Source organism: Methanolobus sp. (assembly GCF_030682845.1).
In the GTDB taxonomy this organism is placed as follows: domain Archaea; phylum Halobacteriota; class Methanosarcinia; order Methanosarcinales; family Methanosarcinaceae; genus Methanolobus.
On sequence record NZ_JAUXNK010000020.1, the window covers coordinates 1 to 21,956 of the forward strand.

Sequence of the window (21,956 nt, forward strand, 5' to 3'; positions counted from 1 at the left end):
TGACCTTCATAAGCTGCCGATCCTGCCCCTTGCAGAGAGTTGCCCTGAATGTGAGAACTACTACTCGTGTCCTGTCACTCGTATACTCCATGAGCACAGGACCTGCGACGGTATTGCACTCACGTATCAGAAACTTGTGGCACTGATGATGGCATGCAGCAGCAGGCCAAACACCACAGCTGAGCAGGTGCTGAAGAACATATCCCATATCCACAACGCAGTTCTCGATGAGGTTCACGAGATACAATACGGGAGATCGACCGGGATAACCATCTACAGTGATGCCTGGAAGGACATGAAATGGCTGAACACCACCCGGTACCTTTCTCTCATGGAAGACTTCGATCATATCCGCAAGGTGGTGGTTGCCTTTGGGATGATGTTAAGCGAGGCGGACGTTCAGAACGCAGTGATGCAGACGTACAATAACGCTGCAGATGACAACTATTTCCGGCACAAGCTGAGCAAGACCCTCAAGAACTGCTATTGCGACGTGGGTGAGAACAGTACAAAGTTCATCATGGCAGTGTATAGCGATATCATCAAGCTCACCATTGCCAGAAAAGAATACAAGCTGTCCATGCTCGATGTGCTTGACCTGTACAGGATAATGAACATTGTCACAAGCGAGCAGGTCGTGATACACGGGATACGCGATCGGGGTATCATCAAGATCAGGATGGTCGCGGTGGACCGGATGTTCACCAGCATGCTTGGCTCTTTTATCATGAGCATCCAGAACAAGGCAAAGCGCACACTGCTCACGTCGGCCACGATCTGCAGCCATGACTATGACCAGTATTTTATGGGCAGCGTCCGCCCCCATGACATTACCTTCGGGATGGGCGGGGATCCCATGAACACCAACTCGAAGATGCTTATCCTTGCAGACTCGAAAAAGTATGGAGCAATTGGCAGGAACTCCCGGTATAACAAAAAGCATGAGATCCTGGACCGGGTAACAACAGTGCTCAATCTGTACGGGGATGAGGACTGCACCATAATCACACTGAGCATAGCGGAGGCTGTGGAGATGGAGAAAGACCTGGAAGCGCTCGGGCATCCTCACAGGGTGGCCTACTACAAGGCCCCTGAAATGATGGGTGTTTCGTCCGATGCCAGGGTGATGATCGCTATAGGAACGGCAATGAAACCCGCGAATTCTTTCGATGCTATATGCAAGACAAAGGAAGGGTCGCTCATCCTCCGGGAAGAGGCGGTACATTGTGACACCTGGCAGGCATGGTCCAGGGTGAAGGACCCTGGAGGCAAGGTACCGAGCCTGGTGTTTGCATTGGGTTGTAGCCTGGAGGAATGTGAGAACATTGTGACCTGGGGTTTCGGGAGAACAGTTGAGATCAGAGAAGGTAAGAACGGACAAAAGAAGGAGGTAAAGGTAATGGTGGACAGAAATGTGGTAACCTCTCCAAAGATAGTCTTATGCAGGGAATTTGAGAGGATGCTGGAAACAGCGAAAAAGCACAAACCTTTTAAAAACATTTTAAGGGCATTAAAAGAGAATCGAACTCCTGACCAAAAAGCCCCCATATATTATATTACGGGGGCTTTCAGGCAAAATGTTAGATATGTTTTAGAATGTTCAAAGTTCGATCTTATTAAGTACCATCTTCTCAACAGGTCTGATACCTTTGCAGAGCAGAATGTCAATGGTACTCAATATTTCAGGGTCTCTGTTCCAGTGACTGACACCATCATCGAGAACCATATTGCAGGCAAGATAACCATCGGTTCTTACTCCACCAGCAGGGAAGGAACTTGTAAATGGTTATGCTTCGATGTTGATGCACACCGAAAGCCGGGTGACAGCGAGGAAGATGTCATTGAGAAAGAGCTCAAGGCAGAGGACGACCTCAAGAAGCTCACTTCCTTTCTGGACAGCGTTGAAGCGAAGTACCTGGTAGAGTCTTCCGGTTCTCCTCATTCATACCATGTGTGGATGTTCATCGAGGATGTTGCAGTCGAGAAAGCTTACTACTTCGCCAATGCAATTGCTAAGGAAGCGGGCTTTGATGGTGAGGTGAACCCAAAACAGAGGACATGGAACAAGGACAATCAGTATGGCAACCTTGTGAAATTGCCTTTTGCATTGCACAGAAAACACAGGGTCTTTTCGCATATCCATGGATGGGAAGGTGAAGCCATGGACATTGCTGTCTATGATATTTCAGACATTGATATTCCAAAGACAAGAAAGAACAGAAGCATGTCCTTGAGACCGGTTGATGTAAAGCTCAAAGGTGTAAGGCCATGCATCCTGGCTGCTCTTGAAAAAGATCTTTCCGGTGACCAGGGCAATAAGATGCGAGTGGGCATAGTTCGTGAGTTCTACAATTTTGGTATGACAGATAAGGAACAGCTCATCGATCTGTTCAGGGGTCAAAACGATTTCGATCATGGAAAAACAGAGTATCACGTCACCAAGATCATTGAAAGAGAATTCAATGTCTGGCCTAGGGAGACCTTGCTTGAAAGGTGTCCCAGGTACCTGAACTGCGAGAACTGTGATAGGTTCGACTGCAAGGGGACACAATGACCTTCACTCCAGTATCCCATCTCTGCATCCATTGCAAGGTGTTGTCATGTGACCGACCTGTCCGGTTTATTTTGAGAATTGTTTCCTTGCGAGTATTTCCTATTATACTATACATATCTTATTTTTCCATATATAAGGGATTAGAGAAAAGTAGGACAAGTCGGGCAGGGTACAAAGTTTTCAGCTATTCAAGGGGTGGTAGTATGAACTTTGCTCCAGTATCCTGCATGTGCCTGTATTGCAAGGAGAGGACCTTCATCAGAGGACAGTTTGACAGGGTCACCTGCCTCAAATGTAGAGAGATGATGAAAGTGATCACGGGATGGAAGTTAAGGCTATCCAGAATACCGGTCATTCCAGGCGAGAATGCCTCAAATTTGCCCGTGGTTTAAAGAACAGAGGTTAATACCAGCCGGAAAAACCGAACGCAAACAAAAAAGATAGATATTTTCTAACGTTCAAAAAAGAGGGAATGAGATGACCACTAAAAAAATAATTCTGCAAACGATCAGAAAACACTGCCTTGAATGTGTGTGGGTCGCCGATGGAAGTTGAGCTGTGCACATCTGCGAATTGTGTACTATATCCGTACAGGTTTGGAAAGGACCCACAGCCAAACCTTCGCAGATCCAAGATTATGGGTGTCAATAACACAGATCAATTTTCCAATAACTCAACGCCTGTGCGTAAGAAAATCTCTCTAGAATCAACGAACGCAGAAAAGGTGGTACCTTCGTATGGATAAGCATTTTTGAGGCGTTTTTGGCTTGAATTTTGGCATTTTTAACAAGAGGATATTATGGAAATACAACAGATCAACATTAACGAATTCAGACCTTTCGTCAACGACCCAAAGGCCCATCCCGGAAACCAGATGAGCATGCTAAAGCAGTCATTAAGAGAGTTCGGCTGGACCAATCCTATCCTTATCACATCCGATAAGATGGTCGTAGCAGGTCATACAAGACACCAGGCTGCCCCTGAGCCGGGCCTATTCGGTGGTTTCGGCACGACACAGATTGAGTTACATGATCGCGTCTGTTGCGGAGTTGAACTTGATCCACGTTACTGTGATGTGACTGTTCAAAGGTATGTCAACCTGAATGGCGATTGTAAGCTGAAAATAAACAGCGAGGTATACACATGGGAAAGAAGAAGGGCAGCTTAATAATGGCCGAAGTATCCGAGCCGCTCATCAAACTCCTCAAGACCGGTGTCCCTGTGATCCATGCATGTGATGCCGTGGGAATCACGTCTGTCACCTACTACGACTGGATGAAGCGCGGAGAACAAGAAACAACGGGCCATTATCATGATTTCTACCTGCAGATAAAAAAGGCCAGGGCAGAGGCCATTGCCAGGAATGTTGCTATCATCCAGAAAGCAGCACCTCATACATGGCAGGCTGCAGCATGGTGGCTTGAGCGCACCTGTCCTGCGGAGTTTGGAAAACGTGGGGTGGAGATCAATATGGCCCAGAACAACGTACAGATCAACCCCGATGAAACGCGAGAGAGGATCGCTTACAAGATCAATTGCATTGCAGCCAGGCTCAGAGCCCCAGATGACCCTGAGTGATATAGCGATGACGAGCTCCAGCAAGTGGAAGTTCTGGGCCAGGAGATGATCGAGGATTCCAGGGTGTCGAAGGTTGTCAATTTCCTGCGCATAGTGGTTGGCGTGGACCCGGCGGTCACATCATGTCCTGGATACCGTCCACGCAACACCACAGAAATGGGCACAGGAGATCATTGTAGCCTACTACAAGCACTCGGCAGACCGGGGCCGAAGCGCTCTGTACGAGCAGGGTAAGGTTTATCGTGTGTGAACTACCACTCGGCTAAATCTTTGGCTTAGTGTTAGTTCAGGGATACACTATGAAGAACATATTTATGCCTCTATTCCATAATTTCTTTCATGGCATTAAAAGCAACCTTTCTGAATTGCACTTTGAAGCGTTCTCCCAAAATATCAAATACGAGAGCTCTTATTGACAAAGCTGCAAAGTTATTTAATGAGCTAGATGTTGAAAGTGAAATTATAAGAGTTGTGGATTATAACGTCAAGTTTGGTGTTTCCTCTGACGAGGGGGAAGGTGACGAATGGCCTCTGATATTGGATAAGATAAAAGCATGTGATATCCTCGTTATAGGATCTCCTATATGGTTTGGGGTTCGTTCATCTGTGGCACAGTTAGTTTTGGAGAGACTTGATGGGACTTATGAAGAAAGTGATCCCCAAACAGGTAGGTTCCCTCTTTATGGTAAAGTTGCGGGTGTCATTGTCACAGGTAACGAGGATGGTGCACATAATGTAGCAGCTCATACTCTCTTCAATCTGACTCATCTGGGATGTACTGTCCCCCCAAATGTAGATAGTTATTGGGTCGGTGCTGCAGGCCCGGGTCCAAGCTACATAGCTGCTGGTGGGGAGAAGCATCTTTATACCAACAAAACAGTGCGATACATGGTGAATAATCTTGTTTTCTTTGCAAAACTTTTAAAAGATAATCCAATTCCTACTAACCTGAAAAAACTATATGAGGATGCACTGGATGAAAGTGAATAATAATTTCAGGACTCCATTCATAGCATTTGAGGCGTCACCTTTAATTTCGTATTTTTCAGATTCAAACGAAATGCTAGTATATGGAAGTAACACACATCCTGCAACCTTAGAAGGCACAACAAATCTTGGTGGCTATGTTACAATACTCCGAAGTGCCGCCCCGAAATGAATTTAAAGTTCCACTATAATGGTTCAAGCATGAATCAGTTTCTTGCTATTTAATTATAAAGGACCTTATTCTTTTCATCCGTACATCATAGGTTTACTTCGTATTCATTTGACCCAATAATCCTTTTCCCTTTTATCATCCGCAGGAGCTTTAAGTTCTTCAGGATACGGGTAGAGGAATGTATCCTCATAGGCATCCTCCCCAAAAGAGCGCGATGCAAACATCCTCATGACTTCAATAACAGCATCCAAGCTTATCCGATTATTGCTGAAACGTCCAAGCATTTCCTCGAAGAAAGAGATCTCTTCTGAGTTTTCGCATTCAAAAGCAAAGAACATATTTCTTAAAGCATCCATTTTCAAAGCAAGGCTACCGGGCTTTTTCAGCAACTGCTTCAACAAAGATTCGTAATCTTTTATCATCTGAGCGATTTCTATTTCCCTTCGTATCAGTTCTGACATCTCAGTGAAGACTGAATTACTATAGGACATGAAAAGGAAACGGTTGTTCTTATGGAAACTGAGCAACTCATCATAAGAACTTGTCTCTTTCACATACCTGAAATTCGTAAAAGCGTACAACTGGGTAAGGAAATGATGACGTATATGACTGTTGCGCAACCGTTCATTCTCTTCGATGGGATATCCTTCATACCGTACAATGACCTGACCTGCAAAAAGACCCGCACCTCTCCCTATAACAGGAGACATGCTTACACCGGAATATATTTTTACATCATCGACTCCCATACTTGGGGAGAGGCCTTTGTATATGAAACCGTCTATGTGGTCGATGTTATCGAGGAAACGGGTAGTAAAGGAATTCATTCTTTCCGTGAGGTCTTCCCCGGTCTTTGGCTGGATCAGGCGATGTTCACCATTCTGCCTTACAATCCTCAAAGTGTCCCTGGGAACCCCCAGACCTATTTCAACCTCCGGGCATACTTTAATAAAATCAACAAGAGGGATGAGATCTCGCACTATCTGAGAAGGGATCACTTGTCCGTTATATCGCACTTTATCGAATTCAAGACATCTGCTTACTAGAACAGTTGGCCGTGGAAAACTTCTCATATGTTTAAAGTATATCCCGTGGGATATAGTCGTAACGCATGAAAAAGCACTTTTAAGCAGTGATCTGATTGACAAGAAGAGTACAAAAATATATATATATATATATATATATTTATGGTTTATAAAAATACTCTTTTCTTGTAGGAGCATTTAATTTTAACCTCTTGTGAGCGATTTTTGGTACATCGATAATAGCAAGGATGGTCCATATTGTGGTAGGTCTTGCAGCAGTCTATATGATATACTTCGCTGCAACAAAGAAGTAAGGGGTATTACCAAAATCAATTGTATATGTAGTGTGCAGAAGGTAGGTTTCTGATATTTTCTGCAATAACTTTGATATGGAGGGACAAAATATTATTTCTAAGTATAAGCACATGGCAACCAGAAAACAGTGACAGGGTCATCGAACACTTCAAGAAACTGAGGCCTCCTGCAGGCATCAATGTCATCAACCAGTTCGTTGGTATCCGATAATGGGAAATACTGAATATAGACATTAATTTCTTCGGATTGTAACTATCCCAAGGTAACCGTCTACAGTGACATTGTCACCATTCTGGATTATCTTTGTTGCATTAGGTATCCCTGTGACACAGGGAATGCCGTATTCTCGTGCAATGATGGCTCCGTGTATCAGCATTCCACCTCTGCGCTCTACTATCCCACTTGCAAGAGGTACTACAACTGTCATGTTAGGGTCAATGGCATCGCATACAAGGATCTCTCCATATTTGATGCTGAAAAGCTGCTCATTCTTTGTTATCACCCGTGCGATTCCGGTCACAAGTCCTTCGCTCGCAGGCTGGCCCTGTAACTGTCGAGTACGCTCCCCATCCACTGAAATTTCGGTTGTTATTTCTTCTTTTTGTATGGGAACATAAGTATTATCATCAAGTGCTTTGACTATTTCTTCTTCCCCGATTTTTTCCGCAATGTCATATTCCTGTATTCGGGTTGCTATCCTACGTTTTGCCTCTTTCAGTGAGACCAGGTACTGCTCCTCTATCCTTCCGAGATATATATTGTCATCATCACGCAGACGATAACTTAAGCGTCCGATATCAAGTATTTCCTCTGCAAATGCTCGGTCTTTTTCGGAGAAAGCAGAAATGAACCTCTTTTGCAGATCGCTGGTATCCTTAACGACTTTCCTCTTTTCAGGGCTGGCTGCCAATTCGGCAATTAGCTTCAACAGTTCTTTTTCGTCCTTGTAGATGCCGGAATGTCCAAATGTTTCAAAGAAAAGTCCGACCTCTTTCATGAAATCCCCTTCAATCGAGTTATTAATTGCCTTCTCCATCAGAGAATCGTCCCTTCTCAGTATTTCAGCCAGCCTGTTAAGCTCATCGTTCCTTTTAATACTCAACAGGCCGGAGCCTGCAAGCAGGTCCACGAATTCATATGGATTTGAAGGCCTTAACATATCATTATAGAGTTGGCCGAACAACCTCATACCATGGGCAAAGGGAATGAGCTCATCAGCATATCTCTTTTTCCAGTACTCATACAACTCTTTTCTGCGATTTATCTCTCTCGCAAGCCCCGGATCATCCATATCTCTGAATTCTATCGTCAGCATGGCTTTTGAATCTCTTATCATTTCAGGTAGAAGCTCATCTTCTATCTTTTTACGAAGCCTTTTCAAATTGTCCATTGTCCTTCTTAGGGACATATACCAGAGTTTTTCTTTTTCGAAGGTGGTTGTTATTGGCCTTGACTGGAGAATATATATCTCTCCATTCTTTTTTGTCCATTCAATATCTTGTGGATGGCCAAACCTATTCTCTATGATCAAAGCTGCTTTACTCAGTGAATAGACCTCATTTTCATTAAGAGGGGCAGTATTGAACTTTTTATCAGGAGTTGTCTGAAGGACTGTGCCTATTTCACTCAGACCTGATATCTTTTCACGACCCGAGGGATTTACATGTTCTATTATAGTACCTTTATCCCTGTCAATTATCCACCTGTCGGGCTCTACATCACCGTCCACAAGCCCCTTGTTCAGGCCATGAACAGCTTCGATCATCATTTGCCTTTTATCGCCGGGGTTGCTGCTAAAAACTATTCCAGATGCTTCCCCTGCGACAAGTTCCTGTACCATCACCGCCATGCTGCTGTGCTTTATATCAAGACCCAGCTCATTTCTGTACAGTAAAGCCGCATCTGACCACAGGGAAGCCCATACAAGCCTTATGTGTTCAATTATAGAGTCCATGCCTCTAACATTCACATAGGACTCATGAACACCTGCAAATGAGGTTTTTGCAGAATCCTCTCCCGGAGCAGAGGAACGGACAACAACAGGAATTTCGTTGAAGAACTTGGCTAAATTCTCCCTTATATCCTGGTCGAGATTTTCAGGGATTGGTGTTTTAAGGAACATATTCCTTATTCTCAAGGATGTGTCCCACATCTCCTCCCAGCGCATATCCTTAATATCTTTCCTCGATAGTTCCAGCATTATCCTGCCTTTCAAAGAACCGGAATCCAGGAATCTTTCATAGGCTTTGGTGCTGATGCATACATAGGCGGGGATTTTGAACCCCTCCATCATTGCAACATGAAGTGAAAATGCCTTTGATCCGATAATGCCCCTGTCTTTTTCCTGTATATTCTCTGCTGTGATAACAAGGTCATTCATTCCATATCAATCTCCACGACATTCTGGAATCTGCTTGCAATAATGTAGCTTTTGACCACCATTCTCATTAGGGCTGATGAAGGGGATAGCAGGAAGTCCTGAAGATATGGGTGTTTCCCAAGGTAAAGTGCCTTGAAGCCATCGGTCTTCTCAACCTCCACAACGTCTCCAATAGCGTTCACAGCCATAGCATCCTTGAAATCATTTTCATTGTTGGACCTGTTATCGATCATCATGGATGCTCTCCCTGAGGCTTTAATGTAAGAGTATTTCCTGGTAGCAACAGGGGTTACAAAAAATATGTATTTAAGGTCATCACTGGCTACGAAGCCAACAAGGTTTGTATAGGGCTCATAACCATGAAATGTTGCAAGTACCGCAAGTTTTTGCTCATTCATAAGGGTCTTCAGACTATCTATTAAATAATTTTTTGACACCTTGGTAACCACCACCTAAGTATCACTTTTATTGATTCCAGTATATTTATGCTTTTCATCTCATTGTCAACGACCCCCGACCGAACAGGTTGTCCGATAATTCAATTTCATCACAAAAAGGGAGAACAAGAAGGGGTATAAAGCCTTTTAATCGGAAAAGAAGACAGTCTTTTCGTCAAGGAGTGAAAACTGTTAAACTTGGGCTCTTATATAATTATCAGCCTATCCTCTTAATATTATTTACTATTATACATAAATCGAATAATTTATATATTATGGATTGTTTCTGATAACTGCATAATTTTTGTGCGTATATTCCTGTCATTAGCTTAATTATGCGGTAGCTAATTGGCATAATACCTAAAACGAGGTGCTTATTTGAATAAAAGTAAACGAATGCGTAACATCATTATTTTACCAATCGTCGCAGTCTGCTTCCTTCTGTTCTTATCCCAGTCTGCGCTTGCTGCCACCTATTATGTTTCTCCCTCCGGGAATGATGCCAACAACGGCCTTTCAACATCCTCCGCCTGGAAGAATCCCTCTTATGCTGCTTCAAAGGCTGTAGCCGGGGATACGATCTATCTTATGAACGGCATATGGTATGATCAGCATCTGGTCTTTAATAAAAAGGGGACGTCTACAGCTCCTATAAACGTAAAAGCCTACAGCGGAACGCCAACGCTGGATGGTGTCGATAAGACCGGTATTGGCATTAAGATCCATTCCAGCAGCTGGATTAACATCGAAGGTATAAAGGTAAAGAACTACCAATATGGTTACTGGGCCAGTTCATCCAATAACCTTAAAATAACAAAGTGTGAGTTCTCGGATGTTGCTCTTGACGGAATCACCACATGGAATGATGTAGATTATATGATCATTGACTCCGTTACTGTAAAAAATACGGGTGATCATGGAATACATCTGTGGAATCAGAATAGTCCGACGAGGTCACAATATATCACGATAAAGAATTCTTTTGTTTCCAATGCACCGCATAATCTAATTGATATCCACACTAATGTAACCGATGTTGTTGTTGAGAACAATGAAATTTTTTATACCCTTGATTACACTGGTATAAAAGATGTTGGAGTTTACCTCCATAATGGCAACACTGACAATATCGTAATAAGGAACAATTATTTCCATGATATTGTGAGACCTGTTGAGATATTTAATTCCAATAATGTGCAGGTGCTCGATAACACTTTCAGGAATATCAATGGAAGAGCCATTTTCCTGGCAGGTATCCAGGGCTATGATGATGAATTTGGCGTGTTTGACTCTGTCTTCAAGGGCAACACCTTCGATAATGTCAACTATGCATTCGCCTTTTGGGCGGCTGACAGCAAATTCAGGAATCTTGATTTGCTCGATAACAATTATCTTAAAGTATTGAATAAAGACTACCTTGTCCCGGACCAGCATTATGTCGCGCTGTCGGGTAATTCCGGTTTCCCTCAGATACTTACAAGCACAAATAAGTATTATACTGTGAAAGATATTGCAGCTTCTCCGTATATTACCTCTCCTGTTACAGACAAGCCACCTATCGCTAATGCCGGCCCTGATGTCACCATCACAGCTGGCTCCTCCGTCACTTTCAATGGCGGATCATCTACTGACGATAAAGGTATATCCTCATATTCCTGGGACTTCGACGCCTCCAATGGCATCCAGAGCGATGCTACCGGCAAGACCGTTTCCAAAGTGTTCAGTAAAGCTGGAAAGTTCACTGTGACCCTGACAGTTACCGATACTATCGGGCAGAGATCTTCCGATACCCTGATTGTCACAGTAAATGCTCTCTCAACCTCCACCCATGATGAAAAGCCAATCGCTAATGCCGGTCATGATCGGGTCACTACGGTAGGGCAAAAGGTCTACTTTGGCGGGGACCGTTCCACCGACGACAAGGGTATTTCCTCATACTCCTGGGACTTTGATGCCTCCAACGGCATACAGGCCGACGCTGTGGGCATGTATGTTTCCACTACGTTCAATACGGCGAAAACCTATACTGTTACACTGACGGTCACTGACACAATCGGTCAGAAGTCCTCCCATACCGTTCTTGTCGTCGTATCTGCTCCTGCAACTTCCATTCCGGATAAGCCTCCGGTTGCCAATGCAGGTCCTGATGTCACCATCACAGCTGGCTCCTCCACCACTTTCAATGGCGGAGCATCCATTGATGATAAAGGCATCTCTTCCTACTCTTGGGACTTTGATTCATCCAATGGTATCCAGGGTGATGCTACCGGTAAGATTGTCTCCCGAACGTTCAATACTGCCGGGAAGTTCACTGTAACACTCACAGTTACCGATACCAGCGGGCAAAGATCCTCTGATACCCTCATCCTCACGGTAAATGCCATTGACAAGTTTCCAGTTGCCAAAGCAGGTCCAGATGTCACCATCACAACTGGCTCCTCCGTCACTTTCAATGGCGGATCATCTACTGACGATAAAGGCATCTCTTCCTACTCGTGGGACTTTGACGCCTCCAATGGTATTCAGAGCGATGCTACCGGCAAGACTGTTTCCCGAGTGTTCAATACTGCGGGGAAGTTCACTGTGACCTTAACAGTAACCGATACGATTGGACAGAGATCATCCGATACCCTGATTGTCACAGTAAATGCTCCCTTGACCTCCACCCTTGATGAAAATCCGATCGCTAATGCCGGTTATAATCGGGTCACTACGGTAGGGCAAAAAGTGTATTTTGGTGGTGACCGCTCGACAGATGACAAAGGCATCTCTTCGTATTCATGGGACTTTGACGCCTCCAACGGCATACAAGCTGACGCTGTGGGCATGTATGTTTCCACTACGTTCAATACGGCGAAAACCTATACTGTTACACTGACGGTCACTGACACTATCGGTCAGAGGTCATCACATACTGTTACAGTTCAGGTAAACCCCCGTTAACACTGACGAGCCGGGGTCTGTCAGAACATCTTAATCCCGCGGAGCAGGCAGAATCTATGACATGTGAACAACCACCGGCCTCCTCCGCGGCCGGTGGCACTTTTTGTATTGCTGATGTATCTTGTATCACGCAGATGTCTTGAGAAAAACAGATATTTTTCATTGACCCTTGTATAGCATACTCACTACAGTAGAAGCTCTATTAATTACTATTATTGATACTGATAATGTTACTGAGGCATGATAAATAGTTGCAATCCCGATAATTCTCAAAATTTCCAGGACATCTGCGGAAAGTCGGATGTATCATGCACCGTGTAAGATTCGTGACTACTCTTTCCACTTCAGTGGAGAGTGGTCACATATTATTTGTACCCCTGCTTATGATATCCACGTATTCCGTGAAGAGATACATTTTATATCTTTTTTTACCCGTAACCTCATTTAAAATCCCTATCTCCTCAAACCTGTTCACAAGACTGTTTGCAGTTACTGAAGAGATGTTCAGCTTCTCTGCAATCTCTTTGCTACTGATAAGTGGGCGGTCAAACAGCAGGTCTATCAACCTGATCGCATGGATGCTTGAGATGGAGTGTTCATATAGTTCCTTTGTCATGTCATCTTTGAGCTTTATGATCTCCCTTGCAGTATTGACAGCTTCCTGGGAAGTTTCGCTGATGCCTCGAAGGAAGAACTTGAGCCAATCCTCCCATGCTCCTTCAATACGAACCTTCATAAGCAGGTCATAATATTCATTCCTGTTCTTTTTAAGGTAAAAGCTTAGGTAAAGCAGAGGTTTTGATAGTATCTCTTTCCATACGAGATAAAAAGTAATGAGCAGCCTTCCTATTCTGCCGTTACCATCAAGGAATGGGTGAATAGTCTCAAATTGCGCATGTATGAGCCCAATCCTTACCAGAGGAGGAATGTTATCCTTTTCAAGCAGGAACCTTTCAAGAGCCTCCATTGCAGGTACTGTTATAGCAGGTGTTGGTGGCACAAAGATAGCTTCCCTTATTGAAGCTCCCGGAGCCCCGATATAATTCTGGCACGTTTTAAATCTTCCAGAATTCAGCCCGGATCCTCTTGTCTCCTCCAGGAGTATCTTGTGGATATCTTTGATGAGTTCCAGAGACACCGAGTTTTCTGCCAGACTCTCGATCCCATAATTCAAGGCCTTTATGTAGTTGACGACATCACGTATCTCCCTGATATCATCTTTTGGCACAAGGTTTGCTTCAAATTCAAGTACTCCTTCTAAGGATGCCTGTGTCCCTTCGATCTGTGAGCTAAGAAGAGCTTCTTTCTTTACATACATGGCAATGAAAAGATCAGGATTTGGTAAAACTGATGTGATCCCATCCAACCTCGCAAGGTTCCTGTCTGCTTTTGAGAGCAGTGAATGTAGTTCGTCGTCATATATTATAGGAGGTTCCGGCGGTAATTCTCTGGGGATGAACGATCTATAACCCTCCACTGTCAGTACAAACTTACCAGCTCTGTCTTCCATAAGATAACTGTCCTTAACTAAGAATTTATATGCATGGTTTAAACAAAGCAATCTTAACTTATAATTGCTTTGTCTTCTGTAAGGTAAGGTTTCTTAACTTAAGATGATATCTGCTATTTAAACTTGAGCCTTTTTTGCTTAAGTGATGCTTAGCATGTCCTTTTTGCATTCTTGTTCTGGATAGAGATCAAAAACACAAAAAGCCTGATGCACTTCAGTGAAGAGTGGTCACATTATGTGTGCACCAGCGTATAAAAAAAAGTTTAGTACTGTATAACTTTATTTTACTTCAAGACCACTTTCAGCATTGCAGTTTTTCTTGCAAAATCCTTTTTTTAGTGTAAGAAATATTAGTTCACTTGGTTAACTTCCAGATAAGACAGTTCACATGCCAGGAGAAAGTTGTCTGGTCTGTGAATTTTAAACAAATGCACCTATCCCGCCTACAGGCGGCATGTTCCGTTACCACTGCGATAAAAGGGATTTTTTCATAGTTCCGAATATTACAAATTCCCTTACATCCTTCCAGGCAGCAGGATCCCCAGCAGGCAGAACAGTCCTGTTACGGCGTACATTGCATAGGTGGCCTGCTTCTCTGTGACCCGGTAATAATAGGGCAGTACCCATTTGAGTGTCAGGGGATTGGGTACTTCCAGTGTGCCGTCCTCGCGGGTCTTGCCAAACTTTGCAACGGGGAACTTCATGGCTCTCCAGTACACATAGAGCAGGAAGTTCACGGTATGCGGTATCAGCATAATGAACCCGCTGATCACAAAACCCTGAATAACTATGAGCGCACCGATGGCAGCACCAATTGTCAGGGAACCCACATTGCCCCAGAATATCCTGGAGGGGTATCTGTCATAGAGGAAGAAGCCCAGTGTCGCTCCTGCTATGCACACCATGGCAAAGATGTTCTCGACATCCCCGATAAGCGCGGACCTGATGATCAGCGAGATCAGGACTATGGTCGAGAGACCTGAGGCCAGGCCATTGAAACCGGAGTGCATGTTGACCAGGTTGGAGGCTACAAGGACGAACGTGGGCACCACAAACTGCAGGTAAAGGATGCCGGTCTCAAAATTACCTATGGAGGGGAACACAAAGGCAGTGGTCGTTGCATACTGTATCAGCGGATAGGAGCAATAGTACATAAGCAGGAGCTTTGTCACCCTGCCGATATCTATCATGTCGTCCAGCATGCCAAAAAGACCAAAGAGTGCCACTACGATAAGGGCAACGTAATTGGTCGTTGAGAACTTGAAAAAGAGAGTGTTCAGGGAGAAGCACACCATCGCCACAAGCAGTATGGCTATGCCGCCCCTATCAGGGACCATCGTGAGCTTCAGTTTGTAGTAATCCTTTGCAAGGATCCCTTTTTCGGTCAACTTTGTGATGAAATAAGGCATTGATATATACGTGGCAACAAACGGCACTAGGAAGCTACTGGCCAGAACTAATCCAAGGATCACGGAAGGGGAACTCAGGTCCAGCATAACACAACACTCTTTTTTCAGGAAAACTATTTTTCAACTGTATATTTATATGTTTTGAACTTCTTATACGTGTATCATATATATTTTTTATGCTGCGCAGGAACATTTTCCTGCCAATGTATTTTCTAATCTTCATCATAATGATGAGCTTTTTACACTGTGCATATATTTATATAGAAGGTGTTAGCATAAAGCAGTTGAATAGGATAAAATGGGTTATTGTCTATTCACAGGTGGTATGCAGCATCGATAGGCGCTGCACATATCGAAGTCAATTGGTGGTAAATGTGAAATTAGTGGAAACGAAATGTGCAACATGTGGTAGTCCGATATACGTTTATGAGGATTTCGTCCGTGAGAAGATGTATTGTACACTTCACTGTATGATGTCCTCAGGCTCAGAAGCAGTAAGCAGGGAAAGACTGGAAGTATTGGCTGGCTGAACTGGCCTACTTTGAACCTGCTTTTCTTTTTATTTTCTATTTTTAGATTTTCTATAGTTTCCTAATCTTTCCTTCCTTCTTTCTGCGGCTACATTAATATTTTATAATTCTTCCTGTATTAACCTACATGGAAAAAATTCTGATCACAGGTGGTCTGGGGCAGATCGGAAGTTACCTTGTGGACAGGCTGCATGCATGCTCACAGGTCACAGTGCTGGATAATATGTCCTCCGGCAGCAGGTATGTTGTCCCGGAAGGTGTACGTCTTGTAAAAGAGGATATCCTCTCCCCCAGAGCCTTGGACCTGGCAGCTGACCACGATGTGGTGATCCACACTGCAGCCCAGATAAGTGTGGTGCGCTCCATGCAGGAGCCTGTTTTCGACGCTCAGAACAATGTATTTGGCACTCTCAACCTGCTTGAAGGTGCACGTCTTGGTGGTGTAAGGAAGTTCATCTACATCAGCTCTGCTGCCGTATACGGTAATCCTCAGTATCTCCCCATAGACGAGGAACACCCGCAGGATCCTATGTCTCCCTACGGTGCAAGCAAGCTATGCGGTGAGAAGTACTGCATCATGTATAACAGGGCCTATGGCCTGCCAGCCGTCTGCATACGCCCCTTTAACATCTACAGCCCGCGTCAGGACCCGTCCAATCCCTATTCCGGTGTCATCTCCAAATTCATCAGCAGGGTGAGCCAGAATCTCCCTCCCATCATCTTTGGCGACGGCTCACAGACAAGAGACTTTGTGTCGGCCCATGACGTTGTTGATATGATCTCCATGCTCATGGATGATGAACAGCCCGAAGGTGTAGTGTTCAATGTGGGCACAGGCATAAGCACAAGAATAGATGAGCTTGCCAGGATGGTACTGGATGCCTTTGGCTCAGATGCAGGCATAGAGTTCAGGGACCCGGTGCAAGGGGACATCAAAGACAGCTATTCCGATATATCCCGGGCGCAAAAGGCAGGATATTCCCCGAAAGTTGATCTGCGCAGTGGACTTCTCGAGGTTATCAAAGCGCAAAAGCCGGGTCAGGCATAGGCCGGTACAGGCCATCTCGGAGATCTGATCCGGTAAAGTGCAGGAAAATGTGGGCAGAATGTAGGTAAAATGTGGGTAAAATGTGGGCAAATTGCGGGATAATTATTTTAACATTAAGCCTGTTTAATCTAATATCCTATGCCAAGCCTATTAGAGAATAAACTGGTCGCCCGGATAGTGCTCTGGGTGCTTCTCCTGGTAAGGGGTTTCCTCAATATCGCTAACAAGGTATTGAGCTTTGACTACAGGAACAACAAGAAGTATATTTTCCTGTCAATTACCATTGCCTATGCTGCAATGATATTCTACCTGTCATCCAGGTCTGACATCCAGATACCCACGCACATATTCAAGGTACCGCTGATGTATGCCATCCAGGATTTCCTTGAAGGTGCAGGTATCTATTTTGTCACGGATCTTGTGGAATATGCCTATCTGCATAAGGACAAGGTTGCCCACATGTTCCTCTACTTTGGCCTGGGCATCTTTCTGCATATGACCTTCAGGCACTCAGACAATCCTGTTATGAGTAAGTATGCAGCTCCTTTTGCCTTCATTGTGGGCATACTATATGGCATAAGCGACGAGATCCACCAGACATACGTGCCAGGGCGCACAGGCAGTGTAGATGATGTGTTCGCGAACGGCCTTGGCCTCTTACTGGCCCAGATAATTCTCCTGTCACTTATACTCTGGGGCCTGCAGGAGAGAAGAAAAAGAAAGAACGAAAAAGAAAGCACCGATTAGGTGCTTACTTCAACTGCTTTTTTCACTGCATGCTGGTTCTTGTCCCCGCGGCCTATGCCCTTGTAGACAAAGCCGGCATCAATGAACCTGTCCGGGTTGATGACATTCCTGCCGTCTATTATCACCGGGTTACTCTTGCCTGTAAGCGCTTTCAGTCTCTTCGGGTCAAGGCCGAAGTATTCCTTATGGCCAGTAAGTACCACAACAGCATCTGCTCCCTTTACGACCTCATCTATGTCCCTGTGTATTTCTACATCAGGATACTGGAGTACGTGAGGGTCGTGTACGATGACCTGTGCCCCTGCGTCCCTGGCCATGTCCCTGTAAGGCTCCGAAGGCGGGTTGCGTGCATCATCAGAATCGTTGATGAAGGCCCAGCCAAGCACGGCTATCTTTGAGCCTTTCACCTGCCTGTTAACTCTGGCGAGGGCTGCTTCTGTAAGGTTGTACATGTGCACCGGCATGAAGTCATTCACCCGTCTTGCAAGCACATAGATAGACTCAGCATCAGCAGGATAGTCAAGAGGCTCCTGGCCAAGTTTTACGCCGCGCTCAAGGTGATAGGTATCCTTGGTAAGGCAGTGGCCACCCACCCCGGCTCCGGGATAGAGTATGGCCCTGGTGATGCCCTCACCCTTAAGGCTGTCAATGCCTGCCCTCACATCATATACGTTGATCCCCATAGCCTCGCAGTAGAGCGCAAGCTGGTTGGCGGCTGCTATCTGCAGGTCCCTGAAGGTGTTCTCGGCAGTCTTTGTGACCTCGGCGGCTGTTGCAGACATAGGTATAACCTTCCCCTTTGTCAGGACCGGAGAGTACAGTTCGACAGCTCTCTGTGTGCTGGGAGCGTCGATACCGCCCACAATGCGGTCGTGCTCCTGGATATTGCGCAGCAGCCTGCCAACCATCACCCTTTCCGGAGCGTGGGCAAGTGCGAAATCCTCGCCTGCAACAAGACCGGATTCCTCCTCCAGTATCTCACGGCCCATACCGTCAGTTGTCCCCGGCGTGATAGTGGACTCGAGCACCACAAGCATGCCCGGCTGCAGGTATTTTCCTACGTTGCGTATGCCATCCTTCAGGGCTTCGAAATCCGGCTCAAGGGCCTTGGAGTCTGCAAAAGGTGTCTGGATCGCCAGCGCCACGGCATCCAGTTCGGCTATCCTTGAGAAATCAGATGTGCACTCGAACTTTCCTGCCCTGACGACCTTTGCCAGTAGCTCCTCAAGTCCGGGCTCCTCTCCCTTGAGCGGACTCTCTCCGCTGTTGAGCATATCTATCTTATAACCCGATGAAGACGAAGCTCTCTGGAATCCCAGGACATGGTCAAACCTGTCCGAATCGGCGAACAATGCTGCTGCCGGAATACCCACATATCCCATACCTATGACCCCTATCTTCTTTATGGGGCCCCTTTCCCTTAAAATATTTTCAAGTTTGCTGCTCATAGTATCACGTAGACTTTAATTATATATATTAGATATATTTATCAATGGAATTTGTCAATGGAAATACCATTTAATTATCATTTAACTATACAATTTAAATTTGTATCAATTGTTTCTCTTTATATGACCTGATTGCAGACAATCCGACCTGCAGAGCGTGCATGCCGTCCTCACCAGCGGGATAAGGCTGCGTCTGGTTCCTTATGCAATCGATGAAATGTTCAAGCTCGTTCCTGAGCGGCTCTCTCTGCTCTATCTTGGCCTTCCTGACCCAGCCGCTGTCGTGGAGCTCCACGGTCTGGTCAACATAGTCCAGGTAGGCTACTCCCTTGACACCCACGGCCGTAAGTTTCCTTACTTTGTGCGGGGTAAGCCAGTTAACCTCCACAAGTCCTGAGAATTCGTTATCGAAACGCATGTGTATCGTGGCGTGGTCCTCCATCGAGTGGATGTCAGCTCCTGCCACAGCATAGACCTGGTTCGCATGCCTGTTATATAGATAGGATATCACATCGATATCATGCACTCCGATATCGAGGATGACTCCCACGTCCCTTATCCTGGGATTGTATGGGCCGACCCTGGTTGTGGAGATGGACACTATCTTTCCCAGTAACCCGGAATCGATTATTTCCTTGAGCCTGATGACTGCCGGATTGAACCGCTCGATATGGCCTACCATGACAAAGCGTTTGTGTTCCTTTGCGGAGTTGACTATGGCCTCTGCGTTCTCGACGCTGTCAGCAATAGGTTTTTCCACCAGCACATTAGCACCTGCCTCTATAGCGTCAATAGCTACCTGGCGATGCATCCGGGTTGGTACAACGATACTTACTGCATCCAATCCCTTTGCCAGCAGCTGTTTGTAATCCGTGAAAGCCTCGGTACAGTACTCTTTTGCAAGTCCGTTCACAAGGTTCTGATCAATGTCAGAGATGCCTATAAGTTCCACACCCGGCATCTCGCTGTAGATGCGAATGTGGTTCTTTCCCATTGCTCCTGCGCCAATGACTCCCGCTCTTATCACCTGTTACCACTCCATTCCTTTATACTGCTTATGATATGACTGATATCGTCATCTGTAAGCTGCGGATGTACCGGCAGTGAGAGGACTTCCCGGCTGGCCTTCTCAGACAGCGGCATGCTGTCCGTGTATCCCAGTTCCTGGTAGTAAGGCTGCCTGTGTATGGGAATGGGGTAGTGTATGCCTGTGCCTATGCCCTTGTCGTTAAGGTAAGCTGCAAGGTCGTCCCTTCTTGTCGTACGCACCGTATACTGGTGGAAGACATGGCCACACCCGTTCTTTACTGTAGGGCATGTGATGTTCTCCGTACCGCGCAACCCCTCCGTCAGGCGACCTGCATTCTGCTGTCGCTTTGCTGTATACATGTCCAGCTTCTGCAGCTGCACCAGGCCGATAGCCGCACAGATATCTGTCATGCGCAGGTTGTACCCTAGCATTTCGTGCAGGTAACGCTGTGCAGAGCCATGGGCACGTATCATACGGGCTTTTTCAGCGACACTTTTGCTATTGGTCGTGAGCATGCCGCCTTCGCTGGTGGTCATGTTCTTAGTAGGATAAAAGCTGAAAGCCCCTGTGCCAAAGGAACCGACCTTCTTGCCTTGGAAAGTGGCTCCATGGGACTGGCATGCATCCTCAATGAGCAATAGATGCCTGTCTTCTGCTATGTCCCGGATAGCGCCCATATCTGCGGGGTGGCCGTACAGGTGGACGGGCATAATGGCCTTTGTCCTGGGTCCTATCTTTTCAGCCATGAGGTCCGCATCGATATTGAACGTCTCAGGTTCGATATCTGCAAAGACCGGTGTTGCACCGGTGAACAGTATGGAGTTTGCAGTAGCTACGAAACTGAAGGGGCTTGTGATCACCTCATCCCCTTTACCAATGCCATGGGCCAGCAGGGCTGCATGCAGGGCAGCAGTTCCCGAGTTCACTGCAACAGCATGTTCGACACCGTTGTATTCTGCGAAGGCCTGTTCGAAATCGGCAACACGCTGTCCCTGGGCTATCATTCCCGAGCGCAGTACATCGCTGACTGCCTCTATCTCGGCTTCGTCAAGTTGCGGCTTTGCTACAAGTATCATGGTATCACTAAAGGTTTACAAGTTTATTAACACTAATAACGTTAAGTTATATTTTGTTCAGGCTTTGCAGTCTTTCAGGCAGGTCTGTTATCCTGGCAGGACAGCCAAGGGCAAGTTTCCATGGAGGCACGTCCTTTGTGACAAGAGCGCCCGCTGCGACCATGGCGCCTTCCCCTACCTCTATTCCCGGTACCAAAGTCGAGTTGGCTCCGATGGAAGCTCCTTTCCTGATAACAGGTCCGATAGGATGGTATTCTCCTCTCACAGGGTACTTATCGTTCGCGAGCACGGCACATGGTCCTATGAAGACGTTGTCCTCTATGGTCACGTGCGTTGGAATGTAAACGTTCCCCTGGATGCTCACATTGCTTCCGATACTCACATTGCCGTCGATTATCACGTTGGTCCCCACCAGTACATTATCGCCAAAGACCGTTTTCTCCCGGATCATGGCATTGTGACCTGTCCTGAACCTGCTCCCGGTCTTTACATTGCTGAAGATGGTTGTACCTGCCCGGATGAAAGAATCACTGCCTATATCACAGCCCTGGAACTCAAAGTCCTCGATCATCTTTCCCTGTGCAGTTACCTGGAGCAGTATGTCGTGCTGCGGATATCCGAGGATCACATTCTCCATGACCGTACAATTTTCCCCGATGGTCGTGGAGCCATATATCTTTGCAGATACATGGATATAATTGTTCGTACTATTGCGCATGTGCCCACACTCTCTTGGTTATATATCGCGTTTACCATATAAAGATATT

20 protein-coding genes are annotated in these 21,956 nt (G+C 45.7%); 11 read left to right on the forward strand and 9 right to left on the reverse strand.

The features are described from left to right. From Q8J68_RS01870 to Q8J68_RS01895, 6 genes are all read left to right on the forward strand, one after another. Nucleotides 1–2,554, forward strand: a 2,554-nt coding sequence (locus Q8J68_RS01870; RefSeq protein WP_305309864.1) for a hypothetical protein, incomplete at its 5' end; no start/stop codon positions are given. Between the two features lie 203 nt (nucleotides 2,555–2,757). Beyond that, on the forward strand, nucleotides 2,758–2,946 hold the full coding sequence (locus tag Q8J68_RS01875; protein WP_305309865.1) for a hypothetical protein: 189 nt from the start codon (nucleotides 2,758–2,760) through the stop codon (nucleotides 2,944–2,946). A 407-nt stretch (nucleotides 2,947–3,353) separates the two neighbouring features. Next, entirely contained in the window at nucleotides 3,354–3,722 is a 369-nt protein-coding gene (locus Q8J68_RS01880) for a hypothetical protein (protein ID WP_305309866.1), read from the forward strand. Continuing rightward, nucleotides 3,698–4,132, forward strand: a complete 435-nt coding sequence (locus Q8J68_RS01885) for a hypothetical protein (RefSeq protein ID WP_305309867.1) — start codon at nucleotides 3,698–3,700, stop codon at nucleotides 4,130–4,132. The genes Q8J68_RS01880 and Q8J68_RS01885 overlap by 25 nt, the downstream gene beginning before the upstream one ends. A 24-nt stretch (nucleotides 4,133–4,156) precedes the next feature. Beyond that, a complete protein-coding gene (locus tag Q8J68_RS01890; protein ID WP_305309868.1) occupies nucleotides 4,157–4,366 on the forward strand; it encodes a hypothetical protein in 210 nt (69 codons plus the stop codon). 105 nt (nucleotides 4,367–4,471) lie between these two features. Then, nucleotides 4,472–5,122, forward strand: a complete 651-nt coding sequence (locus Q8J68_RS01895; protein ID WP_305309869.1) for a flavodoxin family protein — start codon at nucleotides 4,472–4,474, stop codon at nucleotides 5,120–5,122. Nucleotides 5,123–5,395: 273 nt separating this feature from the next. On the opposite strand, the gene Q8J68_RS01900 is transcribed toward Q8J68_RS01895, so the two are convergent. Continuing rightward, nucleotides 5,396–6,514 carry a YbgA family protein gene (locus tag Q8J68_RS01900; protein WP_370867585.1) on the reverse strand — a complete coding sequence of 373 codons (1,119 nt, stop codon included), beginning with the start codon at nucleotides 6,512–6,514 and terminating at the stop codon, nucleotides 5,396–5,398. Nucleotides 6,515–6,537: 23 nt separating this feature from the next. Between Q8J68_RS01900 and Q8J68_RS01905 the strand changes: the two genes are divergently transcribed. Then, on the forward strand, nucleotides 6,538–6,630 hold the full coding sequence (locus Q8J68_RS01905) for a hypothetical protein (protein WP_305309892.1): 93 nt from the start codon (nucleotides 6,538–6,540) through the stop codon (nucleotides 6,628–6,630). Nucleotides 6,631–6,863: 233 nt separating this feature from the next. On the opposite strand, the gene Q8J68_RS01910 is transcribed toward Q8J68_RS01905, so the two are convergent. Together Q8J68_RS01910 and Q8J68_RS01915 are read right to left on the reverse strand one after the other, a co-directional pair. Continuing rightward, nucleotides 6,864–9,011, reverse strand: a complete 2,148-nt coding sequence (locus tag Q8J68_RS01910) for a PEP/pyruvate-binding domain-containing protein (RefSeq protein ID WP_305309871.1) — start codon at nucleotides 9,009–9,011, stop codon at nucleotides 6,864–6,866. Next, nucleotides 9,008–9,463, reverse strand: a complete 456-nt coding sequence (locus Q8J68_RS01915; RefSeq protein WP_370867586.1) for a pyridoxamine 5'-phosphate oxidase family protein — start codon at nucleotides 9,461–9,463, stop codon at nucleotides 9,008–9,010. The genes Q8J68_RS01910 and Q8J68_RS01915 overlap by 4 nt, the downstream gene beginning before the upstream one ends. A 363-nt stretch (nucleotides 9,464–9,826) precedes the next feature. On the opposite strand from Q8J68_RS01915, the gene Q8J68_RS01920 reads away from it, so the two are divergent. Then, the gene (locus tag Q8J68_RS01920; protein ID WP_305309873.1) at nucleotides 9,827–12,391 is read left to right on the forward strand and encodes a PKD domain-containing protein; all 2,565 of its coding nucleotides are present in this window, start codon (nucleotides 9,827–9,829) and stop codon (nucleotides 12,389–12,391) included. A gap of 358 nt (nucleotides 12,392–12,749) precedes the next feature. Here Q8J68_RS01920 and Q8J68_RS01925 read toward each other — a convergent pair whose 3' ends face one another. After that, the gene (locus Q8J68_RS01925) at nucleotides 12,750–13,901 is read right to left on the reverse strand and encodes a Fic family protein (protein WP_305309874.1); all 1,152 of its coding nucleotides are present in this window, start codon (nucleotides 13,899–13,901) and stop codon (nucleotides 12,750–12,752) included. Between the two features lie 515 nt (nucleotides 13,902–14,416). Continuing rightward, entirely contained in the window at nucleotides 14,417–15,289 is an 873-nt protein-coding gene (locus Q8J68_RS01930; protein ID WP_305309875.1) for a glycosyltransferase 4 family protein, read from the reverse strand. A 395-nt stretch (nucleotides 15,290–15,684) separates the two neighbouring features. On the opposite strand from Q8J68_RS01930, the gene Q8J68_RS01935 reads away from it, so the two are divergent. The 3 genes from Q8J68_RS01935 to Q8J68_RS01945 all read left to right on the forward strand — a co-directional run bounded on the left by Q8J68_RS01935 (nucleotide 15,685) and on the right by Q8J68_RS01945 (nucleotide 17,635). Further along, nucleotides 15,685–15,840 (forward strand): hypothetical protein, encoded by a 156-nt coding sequence (locus tag Q8J68_RS01935; RefSeq protein ID WP_305309876.1) that lies wholly within the window; start codon nucleotides 15,685–15,687, stop codon nucleotides 15,838–15,840. Nucleotides 15,841–15,967: 127 nt separating this feature from the next. Beyond that, nucleotides 15,968–16,888, forward strand: coding sequence for an NAD-dependent epimerase/dehydratase family protein (locus tag Q8J68_RS01940; protein WP_305309877.1), 921 nt, complete (start codon nucleotides 15,968–15,970; stop codon nucleotides 16,886–16,888). A 138-nt stretch (nucleotides 16,889–17,026) separates the two neighbouring features. After that, nucleotides 17,027–17,635 (forward strand): VanZ family protein, encoded by a 609-nt coding sequence (locus tag Q8J68_RS01945; RefSeq protein ID WP_305309878.1) that lies wholly within the window; start codon nucleotides 17,027–17,029, stop codon nucleotides 17,633–17,635. Here the strand turns inward: Q8J68_RS01945 and Q8J68_RS01950 are convergent. The 4 genes from Q8J68_RS01950 to Q8J68_RS01965 all read right to left on the reverse strand — a co-directional run bounded on the left by Q8J68_RS01950 (nucleotide 17,632) and on the right by Q8J68_RS01965 (nucleotide 21,907). After that, the gene (locus tag Q8J68_RS01950) at nucleotides 17,632–19,083 is read right to left on the reverse strand and encodes a nucleotide sugar dehydrogenase (RefSeq protein WP_305309879.1); all 1,452 of its coding nucleotides are present in this window, start codon (nucleotides 19,081–19,083) and stop codon (nucleotides 17,632–17,634) included. The two genes, Q8J68_RS01945 and Q8J68_RS01950, sit on opposite strands and share 4 nt — an antisense overlap. Before the next feature lie 94 nt (nucleotides 19,084–19,177). Then, complete coding sequence (locus Q8J68_RS01955; RefSeq protein ID WP_305309880.1) at nucleotides 19,178–20,110, reverse strand: UDP-N-acetylglucosamine 3-dehydrogenase; 933 nt, start codon at nucleotides 20,108–20,110, stop codon at nucleotides 19,178–19,180. Beyond that, complete coding sequence (locus Q8J68_RS01960; protein WP_305309881.1) at nucleotides 20,107–21,189, reverse strand: DegT/DnrJ/EryC1/StrS aminotransferase family protein; 1,083 nt, start codon at nucleotides 21,187–21,189, stop codon at nucleotides 20,107–20,109. Before Q8J68_RS01960 ends, Q8J68_RS01955 begins: the two co-directional genes overlap by 4 nt. A 46-nt stretch (nucleotides 21,190–21,235) precedes the next feature. Further along, nucleotides 21,236–21,907 (reverse strand): acyltransferase, encoded by a 672-nt coding sequence (locus Q8J68_RS01965; protein ID WP_305309882.1) that lies wholly within the window; start codon nucleotides 21,905–21,907, stop codon nucleotides 21,236–21,238. Nucleotides 21,908–21,956: the final 49 nt, after the last annotated feature.

Excerpts from the sequence above, each read along its gene's own strand:
- Q8J68_RS01895 (WP_305309869.1), top strand. The coding sequence starts at position 4,472 with ATGGCATTAAAAGCAACCTTTCTGAATTGCACTTTGAAGCGTTCTCCC.
- Q8J68_RS01885 (WP_305309867.1), top strand. The coding sequence starts at position 3,698 with ATGGGAAAGAAGAAGGGCAGCTTAATAATGGCCGAAGTATCCGAGCCG.
- Q8J68_RS01900 (WP_370867585.1), bottom strand. The coding sequence starts at position 6,514 with ATGCTCCTACAAGAAAAGAGTATTTTTATAAACCATAAATATATATAT.
- Q8J68_RS01940 (WP_305309877.1), top strand. The coding sequence starts at position 15,968 with ATGGAAAAAATTCTGATCACAGGTGGTCTGGGGCAGATCGGAAGTTAC.
- Q8J68_RS01880 (WP_305309866.1), top strand. The coding sequence starts at position 3,354 with ATGGAAATACAACAGATCAACATTAACGAATTCAGACCTTTCGTCAAC.
- Q8J68_RS01965 (WP_305309882.1), bottom strand. The coding sequence starts at position 21,907 with ATGCGCAATAGTACGAACAATTATATCCATGTATCTGCAAAGATATAT.
- Q8J68_RS01960 (WP_305309881.1), bottom strand. The coding sequence starts at position 21,189 with ATGATACTTGTAGCAAAGCCGCAACTTGACGAAGCCGAGATAGAGGCA.
- Q8J68_RS01945 (WP_305309878.1), top strand. The coding sequence starts at position 17,027 with ATGCCAAGCCTATTAGAGAATAAACTGGTCGCCCGGATAGTGCTCTGG.
- Q8J68_RS01925 (WP_305309874.1), bottom strand. The coding sequence starts at position 13,901 with ATGGAAGACAGAGCTGGTAAGTTTGTACTGACAGTGGAGGGTTATAGA.
- Q8J68_RS01950 (WP_305309879.1), bottom strand. The coding sequence starts at position 19,083 with ATGAGCAGCAAACTTGAAAATATTTTAAGGGAAAGGGGCCCCATAAAG.
- Q8J68_RS01875 (WP_305309865.1), top strand. The coding sequence starts at position 2,758 with ATGAACTTTGCTCCAGTATCCTGCATGTGCCTGTATTGCAAGGAGAGG.
- Q8J68_RS01910 (WP_305309871.1), bottom strand. The coding sequence starts at position 9,011 with ATGAATGACCTTGTTATCACAGCAGAGAATATACAGGAAAAAGACAGG.